The sequence below is a fragment of the Sorangium sp. So ce590 genome, assembly GCF_051521365.1.
GTDB lineage: Bacteria > Myxococcota_A > Polyangia > Polyangiales > Polyangiaceae > Sorangium.
This window is the reverse complement of sequence record NZ_CP150346.1, coordinates 11,342,370-11,354,201: the sequence shown is the minus strand read 5'-3', so window position 1 is coordinate 11,354,201 and position 11,832 is coordinate 11,342,370. Positions and strand designations below refer to the sequence as shown.

General features: G+C 70.3%; 9 protein-coding genes and 1 pseudogene. 5 read left to right on the top strand and 5 right to left on the bottom strand.

Annotated elements, in window-relative coordinates:
- Nucleotides 1–87 precede the first annotated feature (87 nt).
- Together WMF28_RS43090 and istA are read right to left on the bottom strand one after the other, a co-directional pair.
- Nucleotides 88–909: an ATP-binding protein gene (locus WMF28_RS43090; protein ID WP_437599573.1), complete on the bottom strand. Its 822-nt coding sequence runs from the start codon at nt 907–909 to the stop codon at nt 88–90.
- Nucleotides 909–2,474 (bottom strand): IS21 family transposase, encoded by a 1,566-nt coding sequence (istA, locus tag WMF28_RS43085; RefSeq protein WP_437599572.1) that lies wholly within the window; start codon nt 2,472–2,474, stop codon nt 909–911. The genes WMF28_RS43090 and istA overlap by 1 nt, the downstream gene beginning before the upstream one ends.
- Before the next feature lie 348 nt (nt 2,475–2,822).
- Between istA and WMF28_RS43080 the strand changes: the two genes are divergently transcribed.
- Nucleotides 2,823–3,260, top strand: a complete 438-nt coding sequence (locus WMF28_RS43080; protein WP_437599571.1) for a hypothetical protein — start codon at nt 2,823–2,825, stop codon at nt 3,258–3,260.
- A gap of 11 nt (nt 3,261–3,271) precedes the next feature.
- Here the strand turns inward: WMF28_RS43080 and WMF28_RS43075 are convergent, their stop codons facing one another.
- Nucleotides 3,272–3,523, bottom strand: a complete 252-nt coding sequence (locus WMF28_RS43075) for a helix-turn-helix domain-containing protein (RefSeq protein ID WP_437604374.1) — start codon at nt 3,521–3,523, stop codon at nt 3,272–3,274.
- 377 nt (nt 3,524–3,900) lie between these two features.
- Between WMF28_RS43075 and WMF28_RS43070 the strand changes: the two genes are divergently transcribed.
- The 4 genes and pseudogenes from WMF28_RS43070 to WMF28_RS43055 form a co-directional block, all read left to right on the top strand.
- The gene (locus tag WMF28_RS43070) at nt 3,901–4,398 is read left to right on the top strand and encodes an RNA polymerase sigma factor (protein ID WP_437599570.1); all 498 of its coding nucleotides are present in this window, start codon (nt 3,901–3,903) and stop codon (nt 4,396–4,398) included.
- Nucleotides 4,395–4,700, top strand: a complete 306-nt coding sequence (locus tag WMF28_RS43065) for a hypothetical protein (RefSeq protein WP_437599569.1) — start codon at nt 4,395–4,397, stop codon at nt 4,698–4,700. Before WMF28_RS43070 ends, WMF28_RS43065 begins: the two co-directional genes overlap by 4 nt.
- 855 nt (nt 4,701–5,555) lie before the next feature.
- Nucleotides 5,556–6,125 (top strand): hypothetical protein, encoded by a 570-nt coding sequence (locus tag WMF28_RS43060; protein ID WP_437599568.1) that lies wholly within the window; start codon nt 5,556–5,558, stop codon nt 6,123–6,125.
- A 912-nt stretch (nt 6,126–7,037) separates the two neighbouring features.
- A pseudogene (locus WMF28_RS43055) lies at nt 7,038–7,208 on the top strand (hypothetical protein); the annotation flags it as partial.
- A gap of 883 nt (nt 7,209–8,091) precedes the next feature.
- On the opposite strand, the gene WMF28_RS43050 reads toward WMF28_RS43055, so the two are convergent.
- Nucleotides 8,092–9,192 carry a hypothetical protein gene (locus tag WMF28_RS43050; protein ID WP_437599567.1) on the bottom strand — a complete coding sequence of 367 codons (1,101 nt, stop codon included), beginning with the start codon at nt 9,190–9,192 and terminating at the stop codon, nt 8,092–8,094.
- 182 nt (nt 9,193–9,374) lie between these two features.
- Nucleotides 9,375–11,786, bottom strand: a complete 2,412-nt coding sequence (locus tag WMF28_RS43045; protein ID WP_437599566.1) for a substrate-binding domain-containing protein — start codon at nt 11,784–11,786, stop codon at nt 9,375–9,377.
- Nucleotides 11,787–11,832 lie beyond the last annotated feature (46 nt).

Sequence of the window (11,832 nt, the reverse complement as noted above, 5' to 3'; positions counted from 1 at the left end):
CAGCGACGGTGGGCGAGGCATGACAAGGGGAGCAGCGGGGTCAGAGGCGCGGCCCCGGGATCGACGTCCTCGCCGAGGCCGCAGCTGTCATCGTCGCTTGCTGCGTGGATGGGTGGGCAGCTTGCTGCGCGCGGGTGCCGGCGCGGCTGCGTTGCTCTCGTCAAGCTTCGGCTTGAGCCGTGGCCTGTACGATTCGCCCTCGATGATGAAGTCGAACGCAGCGTTCTTGAACCTGTCGATGGCGCTCTGCGCGAGCAGCACGTCGTCGAACATCGCAAGCCACTCGGCCGTGTCGCGGTTGCTCGTGACGATCATCGAAGCGTTGCCCGTGCGCTCGAGGAAGAGCTGGTACACGTCGCGGCTCTCTTCCTTGTTCATGGCCTCGAGCGCGAAGTCGTCGAGGATGAGCAGGTCGACGGTTGTGAGCGCGACCATCTCGGCGTCGCGAGAGTTGTCGAGCCTGCTCTGGCGCAGCGTGCGCAGCATCGCGTCGGCGCGCAGGAAGCGCACGCTGTAGCCGTGCTTGCACGCAAGGTGACCGAGCGCATTCGCGAGATAGGTCTTCCCCACACCGACCGAGCCGAGGATGACGACGTGCTTGTGCTCTTCGAGGAAGCCCAGGCTCGTGAGCCCACCGAGCAGACGCTTGTCGAAGCTGACCTTCGCGGTCTTGTCCCAGAGCTCGATGCGCATGTTGGGATCGAGCCCGGCGACGCGGACGCGGTTGTCCGTCGCGCTCGCGTCGCGGCGCGCGACCTCGTCGGTCAACAGCATCAGCAACAGCTCCTCGTGTCCCATCGACTGCTTCTCGGCGAGCAGGATGCGCTCGCGCAACGTCGTCGCGAGGCGGCCGAGGCGCAGGCGCTTGAGCACCGTGACGAGAGCAGGGTCGACTTCGTTCGAGCTCATCACGACTCCTCCTTCGTCGCGGTCGCCGCCGGTGCGCGCGTCGCGAAGTGCTCCGTGCTGCGCGCGAACCGCGGCGTGGGCAGCGGAATGACCGTCCGCTCACCCGTCGATGGCGACGCTGGCGCCTTCGCCGTCTCGAGCATGCGTGCCACGCGCTGCACGTCGACGACATCGAACGCGAGCGCGCTCTGGCAGATCGCCTCGACGCGGCCGTTGCCGAACTTCTTGCACAGACGCAGGAGCGCATAGACGAGCCGCATGCGCGTCCAGGGTAGCGGCACCGCGAGCAGTCGCTCGGCGTAGATGCCAACGTGTACTCCACACTTCTTCGCGCTGGTGATGAGCGAAGCCACGTCGCGCACCGCCGCAACATCCTTGCCCACTGGGTAATCGCTCGGATCGGTGGAGCGCTTGCCCGGCGTGACGCGCGCGTGCACCTTCACGAGCTCCGTGCCCGCGTAGATCCTCACCGACGCGCGGTCGGCGCGAACGCGCACGGTGCTGCCGACGTGGCGCGTGGGCACGCTGTAGAGCGACCGGAGGACCTGCACGTGATGATCGGGGTGCACCTTCGCGTCGGTCCAGTGCGGCACGTCGAAGGGCGCTACCGGAGCCGGCTTCATGGCGCTCCTCTCGCGCGACTCGAACACCTCGCGCGGCACCTCGCGCGTCGTGCCATGGACGCGCGCGCCGGCGACGTCGCGACACCACCGCTCAGCGGACGCGCGCGCGTCGTCGAGGCTCGTGAACGACTCGCCGTCGAACCAGCTCTCACGCACGTACGCGACCTGGTTCTCGACACGCGCCTTGTCCCTCGGTGACCTGACACGCGCGGCATCCACGAACAGTCCGCGGGCCTGCGCGTAGTCGAGGAAGGCCGGCACGAGCACGGGGGCGAGCTCGTCGGCGCGCGACACGATGGCTTTCATGTTGTCCGGGAGGATCACTCGCGCCATCGCGCCGAAGAACCTCCACGCCGCATCCAAGCCCGTGCACACCGCCGTGGTGGTCTGCTCGAACGACGGCCACACGAACTGGTAGCGGCTGTACACGAGCGTCACCACGAGCACCCACAGGTTGCGAACCCGCTGCGTCGCGGGGTCGAACAGCCTGCCCATGAGGCCGAAGTCGATCTGCGCGACCTCGCCGGGCTCCGTGTCAGCGACACGAACCGTCGGCGTCTTCTTGCGCCACGCGAGCTCCTCCATGGCGAAGCGCCGGAGCGTGTCGTAGCTTGCAGTGACGCCCCGGTCGCGCTTGAGCAGCGTGTGGATCTTCTGCAGCTTCAGCGGCCGATTCTGGGCGAGCCAGGCCGCGATGCTCGCGCGATGCGCGGCGAGCTGCTTCCACTCCTCGCTCGCGTCGGGCACCGGGCGCGACTGCACGCGCTGGGCGATTTCGTGGATCTCCTCGTCTGTCGGCTCGTGGTCACGTGGCAGTGGCAGCGTTGCTGCAGCCGCGAAGTACCTGCCGACGGTCTTGCGGTCGAACCCCGTCTCGCGCGCCACGTGACGCGCGCTCTGCCCCGCCGCACGACGGCGAAGCATTTCCTTGATGTCAACCATGATCAGCTCTCGGTAGGACATGGGCCTCCTGCCGACGGCGACCCGCGCCGTCGTCGGGAGGAGCCCGTCTCAGATCCCGACCGCGGCGTCCCGAGCTGGCCCCATGACCCTGCAAAAAGCCGTGGAAGCTGGCCCCATGACCCTGCAAAAAACTGGGTCACGCCCCCGCGCGGGTGGCCCCATCCTGCTGCGTTTGGGGTGGCCCCATGACCCTGCAAAAAACGCCGTCAGGTGGCCCCATGAGGCTGCAAACTGGCACCCGTCGTGAGCCTCGGGTCGTTGCGTCGGGCGCGCCGCAGGACCGTGCCGCGACGCTCGTCTGGATCGTGCTGTTCCTCGGAGGTGTCATTGAGAAAGCCTGTTGCCCAGGATGAACTGTCCAAAGCATTCGCGACCATCGCCCGCTACTTGGTGGACTCGATGCGCGATGTCGCGAACGAGAATGCTGCCCGCGAAACCGGCGGCGCCTCACGACGGGAAGACGTCGCCGACTGGGCCGACGACCTTCCGTTGTGCGGCCGCCGCGGGCGCCTTCGCGAGCTTGAAGATCGGCCGCAAGCTCATGGCGCGCTCGCGAAGGAGTACGCCGAGCGCGCCGAGCAAGCGGAGCGCGCCGAGCACGCTCCGCTCGTCGGCCACGCCTTGCCGCTCGCCGGGCTCACCGTCAGCGAGAAGCTCGCCCGTATCATGTCGGGGCAGTCAGGCATGTCCGACGACGACGCCGTTGCAGCGCTATCTCGGCTCGGAGCGGAGAGCGACGCGCGGCGGTACCAGCGGCGACCGTGAACGAAAGGCGCCTATCCTGTCGGCGCCTTCCGCGGACGACCTCGTTTTACCTCTGGCATCGTTGCCGGGCGGAGCAAGAGCCCTGGGGATACCTCAAGCGCATCAGCGAGCTGGACGAGAACACCAACACTCGGGTTCACCCGACCGGCTTCGATGCGCTGAATGAAGGTCAGATGGAGGTCGGCGGCTTCGGCCAGCGCCTCTTGAGTCATGTCGCGCTTGAGCCGAATCCGTCGGACGTTCGCCGCGACGTACCTCAGCACCGTGTTGACTCGGGCGCTACTCACGTTCGCAGACGTAGCGCCGCGGTCTTGTTGGATTAACAGACGATCGTCTGTATTTCGTTGACGGCCTGCAGGGCCTGTGCGTAGCCTCTACGGACCACCAAAAAGTGCTCCCCGCGTCGGCGGCAACCGACCGGGGAGCGTGGCCGGAACCCCGAGGAACGAGGTCCGACATGGGCAAGTTACGTCCGCAGCCCGAAAAGGGCCAAGAGATCGCGCTGTCCGTCGACAGCCCCACCCATCAACCCGATCGCTTCCTTCACCGCCGATCACGGCGGTCCAGCACCGAAACCAGCCGCGGCGCGGGTGCCGAGCATGAGGAGCTCGCGAGGCGGCATCCTGCGGCCCATCCGAGCATGGAGGCGATCCTCGCGGAGCGGTCCGTGATCGTCGCCGTGCTCATCGCGAGCGGCGTGCCGCAGCGCGACCGCGCCGACGTGGAGCAAGGCATCTTGCTCGGCGCCTGGCGGTCCGTGCAGCGCGGCATGTACCGGCCGGACTTGGCGCAGGACGCCCGCAAGGCGCTCCGCGCGTGGCTCTACGGCATCGCGTGGCGCAAGACCGGGCACTACCTCGGGAGCGCGTGGGTGCGCCGTGCCGTGCTCCACGCGCAGCCGCTCGGGTTGCTGCGCGAGCCCGTCGGCCCGAGCCTCGAAGCGCAGGTCGCCGCGCGCGAGACGCTGCGGGCCTTCGAGAGGCTGAAGCCCTGGCAGCGCGACCTCCTGCTCGCGGTCGACGACCCCCGCTCGCTCGTCGCGTTCGCCAAGGCCAGCGGCATGCGCCCGGGGACCGCGGCGAGCCGACTCCGCCTCGCCCGTGAGGCGCTGGCCCTCCAGCTCCGGAGGCGCCGATGAACGACCGAGCCAAGCGGAGACGCGCCCGCAGGAAGCTGCCGAGGCCGCCCACCCCGATCCTGACGGACGTCGTGCTGACCGAGGCCGACCTCAGCGCCATCGCCGAGGCGGCTCTGGCGCTCCTCCCGTTCCCCGTCCGGCCGTGGAACCGCGAGCGCCTGTGGAGCGCCGTGCTCGATGCTCAGCTCTACGCGAAGACGCAAGACGACCGCCAGCTCGTCGCCGAGGCGCGCGGCGCCTTGCAGGTGCTCGACGCGATCGAGCGGTTCTTCGTGCGTCGCGAGCGCAACGGGACGCGATGAAGCAGCGACAAGGTCCGACCGAAACACGCCGCGGCGCGCTCGCGTAGCGCTGCTGAGCGTGGGCCGCGCCAGGACGCACAGGAGCATGAGTTTTCATCATCACAGGGAGCAGGCAACTTGATCGGCGTCCAGGCTGCACCAGCACGCCGCACGCCGTACGCCGCCGGAGACTTCGCCCACAGCGCAAAGTTGCACCGCATCCGGTCCAGCAGAAGCAACGGAGGCGCCGCTTGAAGCCGACATGGCCCCGCGACCCAAGGGCTGTCCCTGCATTCCCCCTCTCGATCCCCTGGTTTCTTGGCGCCCTCTTCGTCTTGGCGGTTCGCTTCCCGGCGCGACTCCCCGCAGCAGCGATAGCACTGTTTCATTTCTCGAACGCCGCCGTTCCAGCCCGCTGTCTGGCGTCGCCCACCGTGTCGCCGCATACTCTGGACATGATCCTGGCGCGGTCGTGGGGCGGGTCGGATGCGCCTGTCTCCGGACCTCGGGCTGCGGGTGAAGGGAGACGACGTCGCGAGCGGCACGCGCCTCGCCGAGCTCTGGGACCCACGAGCGAAGTCCAGAGTCCAACCGAAGGCAAGGCCTGTTCTACTGACCGGGTGACTGGGATCAGACTGCCATTTCCACTTCAACCATAGATATCCATCAAAACGACACACTCGCTCAGACGTTGACAGCGTTTCCGCTTTTGAGAATGATGCCTCCGCGCTGGCCGATGAAGCACGGGACGGGCTCTCCACTGCGGAGCCCACAACGCACCTCGCGGCGTGACCAGGATGCACAGATGAACCCCTGCGCTCGACCACGCGCTTGGCCTGGAAACATAACTCATCATAACAACATATTGGCGAACAAATGAAATACATCTCTCACATGAAGCCCATGCGCGCCCTGATTTGCAGCCTTGTCGTCGGAGGCATCTCGCTGAGCGCCCCCGCTGAAGCTCAGGCGGTGGAGTTCGGAGTATACGAGGGAGAAACTTGCCCCGCAGGATACACACCGTTGACCATAGCCGACGCCTTCTGGACGTTTGCATTCACCGGCTGCAATGAACTCCCCTATTCAGGAGTCTTTCGTATCGCAGACGGGAACTCGATGGATGGCCCGTGGAACAACTGCCAGCATAATGCTGAAGATACCCGCGAGCTCGACTACATACTCTGCAAACCCAACTACGAGCTCTTTGACATCGGCGAGACCACCTTTGCGGCAGTGAGAGGCGGAGGTCAGTGCCTGGAAGGCTTCGAGCACGTGGATTTCGCGACCGTCTCCGCCTACTCGGCTGAGATATGCACTCACGTCGGGTACTGGGGGATTGCGAGGATCGCTGGAGGGGGCTCCATTGACGGTCCAGGCTACGGTTGCGGCTTCCGCGCGACCGACTCTCGCGAGCTCGGTGATTCCATCTGCGTGGAGATCGAGTAAATCTCCCGGACCAGAGGCAGCTTGCGCCCTCCAGCGTCGCGACGGACAGGGGCTCCTCAGGCCTGCCTGCCTTCGCAGTACCAGCCAGCGACGAGCTTGGATGATCTCGGGTGATGCGGAGATGGGTCGTTCAGTCCGGACGGCGCCGGTCCGGCATTCCGATCATCGACGGTGGCAGCGCTGGAGGAGCGTGGACCAGGCCCGGGAAGGCGCGGACGCGAGCCGCCGGGGGCTCAGCTTGCGGTGGGCTGGCCGGTCAGGCGCAGGTAGATGTACGTGTAACCGATGGCAGCGACCGGTCCGGCCACGAGCGTGCCGAGGCAGCAGGCGAGCAAGCCCGCCAGCACGAGCGCGAAGACGAGCAAGGCATAGACGAAGATGCCGCCCTTGTGGCCGGTCGTGATTCGCCAGCTTTCCTTCATCGCGTCGATGGCGCCCAGATTCTTATCGACGATGCACATGTTCGTCATGCTCAGGCCGAGCGCGAGGATGACGCCGGGAACGAACAGGAAGACCATGCCGACGGCGACGGCCAGGAAGGTCAGGATCTGGGCACCCAGGATGGACAAGAACCACCGCCCGCCGCCGAGGATGTCGTTGAACGAGTACGGCTGTCCACGCGCCACCTTCAGGAGGAGACTGGACAGGCCTCCGGCGAAGTAGCTGCCCACCACGAGGCCAACGAACTGCATCAGGCTCTGGATGCCCGACCCCACGGCGGGCGCGTCGCTCGCGAGCGCCGCCTGGATGCCACCGCCAATGATGTTGGGGAGGTTCGCCGCGAACCCGACGACGGCCACGGCGCCGATGATGACCGCCGGGTCGCGCTTCATGCGCTCCCAGCCGAACGACGCCGCATCTCCCGCTCCCCACGACGTCGTGTCGCCCATGCCAGGGGGCGCACCGTAAGGGCCGCCGCCCGGTGGCGGACCGTAGCCCCCACCGCCAGGAGGCGCGCCGAACGCCCCGCCACCCGGAGGCTGCCCCCAGCCGCCGCCGCCGGGAGGCTGACCCCAGCCGCCACCCCCGGGAGGCGGGCCATACCCCCCGCCGCCAGGAGGCGGGCCGCCAGGGGGTGGGCCATAGCCGCCTCCACCCGGCGGCTGACCGTAACCGCCGCCGCCCGGCGATTGCCCCGGCGGCTGACCGTAACCGCCGCCGCCCGGGGGCTGCCCCGGCGGCTGGCCGTAACCCCCGCCCGGCTGCCCCGGCGGCTGGCCGTACCCTCCGCCACCCGGCGGCTGCCCCGGCGGCTGACCGTAACCGCCCCCGCCCGGCTGCCCCGGCGGCTGGCCGTAACCCCCGCCCGGCTGCCCCGGCGGCTGGCCGTAACCCCCGCCCGGCTGCCCCGGCGGCTGGCCGTAACCCCCGCCACCCGGCGGCTGCCCCGGCGGCTGGCCGTAACCTCCGCCACCCGGCGGCTGCCCCGGCGGCTGGCCGTAACCTCCGCCACCCGGCGGCTGCCCGTACCCTCCGCCACCCGGCGGCTGCCCCGGCGGCTGGCCGTAACCCCCGCCTCCCGGCGGCTGCCCCGGCGGCGGACCGTAGCCGCCGCCACCCGGCGGCTGGCCGTAACCACCGCCGCCCTGACCGCCCCCTGATCCGCCCCAGCCACCTTGGCTCATCTTGTCTCCACCGGGTGTGAATTCCAACTACGCCCAACCCAACCACCGCCACTATACGTGGAGGGAGCCGGCACGGAACAACTAACTTCTCGCAACCGCAACGCGGCGAGCGCACCGAGCGCCCCCGCACCGCCGCGCAGGATCGACCGCCGAAAGCTTCGCCGGCATTGCGACCAGCGCCGTCACGACAGATTGCGCATGGCGACTCTCGATGAACGGCAATCGACCGTTCGAGCTCCATTGCGCGACACGGCCACGAAACGGCACTGCACGAAACGGCGCTCCACGAAACAGGACCGCACGAAACAGGACCGCACGAAATGGAAGCGGATTACCGCGGATTACCTCGGCAGCTCGCCGCCCAGGCAAAGCCCGGCGACGCTGCTCGTGAACGACGTCCCGTCCTCGCGCTGGACCTCGGCGGTGTTGCCCGTGAGCGGCGACAAGAACACCTCCTCGACGACCCCCGCCCCCTTCTTCGCCGTCACGAAGCGGCCAACGAGAGACCCCGGCGACACGGCCTCGACCGGCACCCCCGGCGCGATCGCCTGCTCCTCGGGCAGCTCCGCGCGCCGGAACCCCCCGAACCGCACCGCCAACCCGCCATCCGTTTCTGATGCAATCTTCCCGACACACGGCCCCACCGGCGTGCTGACGACGACGTAGCGCACGGTGGCGTCGATCGGCAGCCGCCGCGATTCGCCCACAAGGACGGCGGCGATGGTGAGGACGAACGCGGCGACCGGGACGACCAGCGCGGTCGCCACGACCGCCGCGGCGGCGCCGGACGTCGCCCGGCCGAACGAGGCGAGCTCGGCGCTCACGGCCTGCTCGAACGATTGCAAGATCACGACCTGCCGCGCGCGCACGCGCTCGAGGACGGCCGGCGCGACGAGGTTGTCGGCGGCGCAGAAGCCGCAGCGCGCGATCGCGCCGTCGCCCCCGCCGAGCGGCGCGCCGCACACGTGGCACGCCGCCGGCTCGCCCGGGACCGCCGGCGGACGCGCCGCGCACGCCTCCTCGATCCGCCGCTGCCTGCGGCGCACGAGCACGAGCACGGCCGCGCCCGCCCCGACCGTGCCGAGCCACGACGCCACCACCATGCCGCCGGTCACAAGGTTCCCCTCGGTGTCGGGGCTGACCCAGAGCCCGAGCAGGAGGAGCGCCGCAAACGCCGTGATCGGCACCGACGCGAGCGCGAACACCACGAGGAGCCGCGCGTGCCGTTGCGACGCCGTGACAAGCATCCGGCGCAGCGCGTCCGAGAGCTGGCGCCGGCGAACATCGGTCTGGAAGACGACGTGCGCCGCGGCGCGCAGGCCCTGCGCCGCCTCCCCGGGCGGCGGGCCGCGGTAGGAGCACGCGGCGCACGCCATCAGATCCGGGCTGGCGAGCGATACAGGCGCAGGTCGCCCGCAGCGCGGGCAGTGCACGGCGAGCACCGACCGATTCTACGCCAGCCGCGTCGCGGCACGTCAAGGCGCCTCGCCGCGCGGTGGTGCCTGATTGGCCCCGGAGTGAATCCCATGAAGGCGGGAAGAAAATCTTGATGATCTTCCCGCCTTCCCGCCTTCATGTGAACTCTCTCCGGGCACATGTGAGCGCGACCGAACGCGACGATGTCCTACCGCGCGCGCCGCTTCGTCTTGCGCGCCCGCCCGCCCGCCGGCCCGAGCTCGCGGAGCGCCGCCGACAGCGACGAGAACGTGGCCAGAACGCCGAGGTCGACGCCGACGAGGCTCATCGCGATCTCGGGGCGCACGCCGACCAGATAGACCCGCGCCCCGAGCAGCGCGGCCGCCCGGCTCGTCATGCCCAGCGTATCCGCGACCTGGGCGTCCACGAACGGGACGCCCGTCAGGTCGAGCAGCACGCAGAACGCCCTGTGTCGGCTCACCCCCTCGGACACCTTCTCGAGCACCTGCCGCGCGCGGTCGCCGTCGATCATCCCGACCAGCGGCACGAGCAGCACGCCGGGCAGCAGCGGGATGAGCGGACAGCCCAGCTCCCGCACCGTCTCCGACAGCGCGCGCTCGATCCCGTACGCCTTCTGCAGATCCGCGTGCTGCGCCGACAGCGATTCAAGCAGCGCGTCCCGCTCCAGCGCCGCGCCGAGCAGCGTCCCCCAGATCGCCACCGTGCCCTCGTCCCCGGCCATGTCGACGGGGGTCGGGCCGATGAGCACAAGGATCCCCCAGTCGCGCCGGGCGGAGCGTATCGGCAGCAGCAGCACCATGTGCGTGCCGTCGTTGGCCGACGGCGGCAGCATGTCCGCCGGCGGAAACGCCTCCAGCCGACAGCGGCTGCCGATCGGCGGGGTCGGGCTGCCGTCGCGGCTGTAGGCGCCGGCGACGACGAGGTCCGTGCGCGCCGCCGGGTCCTCCCACAGGGCGAGGCAGCTCCAGACCGCCGTGGTCGTCTCGAGCCACGAGAGCGACCGCGACGCCTGCTGGGTGCCGCCGAGCAGGGCAAAGCTCACGTCGTGGTTGGTCCTCGCGAGCACCCCGAGCTGCTGGACGTACTGCGTCTCGGCCTCGATCCGGGCCCGCGCGATCGCGAGGCGCGCGAGCTCCAGGAACGCCTCCACCCGCCGCCTGGCCGCGGCGTCCAGGGGCGCGCCGCGCCGCTCGGGGAGCTGGCCCAGCAGGCGGACCGCCGCCAGCAAGGTGCCCACATCGGTCGTGATGCCGACCGCCTGCCGGCAGGCACACGCGAGCTCGACCGCCGAGGGCAGCGCGGCGCCACGGAGCGCCGCGAAATAGCCGTCGATCACCGACGTGACCGCCGGCCACACGTCGGTGGGCGGGGTGTCGGGCGGGAGCGACCGGGGCAGGAGCAAGAGCTCGACCATCCGCCGGGCGAGGACGCCGGCGTCCTCCTCGGGCGCCCCGTCCTCCGTGTCGAGGAAGTCCTGGACCGTGTTGCACCCGCACGAGCTCCGCACGACGAGCACGTTCGCCGTGTGCACGCTCGCCGGCGGGGAGCGCTCGCCGTCGATCATCGACGCGATGAGATCGCACGCGGCGCTCCCCATCATCTCGAACCGCTGGCGCACGGTGGTCAGCGGCGGATCGACGCCCTCCGCCTCCACGATGTCGTCGAAGCCGACGAGGGCGAGATCCTCGGGGACGCGGACGCCCGCCGCCTTCAGCAGGGGCATCATCCCGAGCGCGTTCTTGTCGGTCCCGAAGACCGCCGCCGTGCACGCGGGCAGCCGCGCGAGGAGCGCCGGCGCGGCGCCCTGGCCGCCGCTGTACCAGTTGTTGTCGCTCCGGATGACCAGCTCCGGATCGAACGCGATCCCCGCCTCGGCGAGCGTGTCCTTGTAGGACGCGAAGCGCTCGCGCACGTCGTACGCGTCGAAGTGGCCGACGAACGCGATGCGCCGGTGTCCGTGCTCGATCAGGTGGCGCACCGCGCTCCGCATGCCGCTGCGGTTGTCCGGGAGCACGGCCGGGCAGTCGACCTCGGCGGCGCGGGTGCCGACCGTGATGAGCGGGACCCCCGCGCGCGCGAGCGCCTCGATGCCGTGCAGCTCGATCAGGACCATCCACCCGTCCACCTGCTCCCCGGCGAGCGACGGCGCATGGACCTCGAACGGCGTGCCGCGCAGCACCAGCGTGCGGAACCCGCGCTGCTGGGCCGACGCATGGATGCCCTGCAGGACAGGGCTCCAGAACGTGCCGTCGAGGAAGGGGGAGATGACGCCGACCGTGCGCGGGCGGTCCGCCGCGCCGGCCGCCGTGCCGTGGAGCGGCGGGGCGCCGGTGCGCCGCGTCGGAGGCAGCGAGGAGCCGGCCCCTCGTCCCGGGCCCTCCTCCGGCCCCGGGGCGTCGCTGCGCCGCGCCGGCGGGAGCGACGAGCCCGGCCCCGGGGCGTCGCTGCGCCGCGCCGGCGGGAGCGACGAGCCCGGCCCCGGGGCGTCGCTGCGCCGCGCCGGCGGGAGCGACGAGCCGGTCCCTCGTCCCTGGGCGCCGGGACGCTCGCCCCACTGCTCCGGCACCACGATGCCGCTGTCCCGGCCCCCCTGACCCATCCTCGCGCTCCCTCCCGGACGGGCTTGCCCACGTCCAGCCGAGCCC

Bases quoted from the DNA above. Each gene is read 5' to 3' on its own strand.
- WMF28_RS43060 (WP_437599568.1), top strand. From the start codon at position 5,556: ATGAAATACATCTCTCACATGAAGCCCATGCGCGCCCTGATTTGCAGC.
- istA (WP_437599572.1), bottom strand. From the start codon at position 2,474: ATGGTTGACATCAAGGAAATGCTTCGCCGTCGTGCGGCGGGGCAGAGC.
- WMF28_RS43070 (WP_437599570.1), top strand. From the start codon at position 3,901: ATGGAGGCGATCCTCGCGGAGCGGTCCGTGATCGTCGCCGTGCTCATC.
- WMF28_RS43090 (WP_437599573.1), bottom strand. From the start codon at position 909: ATGAGCTCGAACGAAGTCGACCCTGCTCTCGTCACGGTGCTCAAGCGC.
- WMF28_RS43045 (WP_437599566.1), bottom strand. From the start codon at position 11,786: ATGGGTCAGGGGGGCCGGGACAGCGGCATCGTGGTGCCGGAGCAGTGG.
- WMF28_RS43065 (WP_437599569.1), top strand. From the start codon at position 4,395: ATGAACGACCGAGCCAAGCGGAGACGCGCCCGCAGGAAGCTGCCGAGG.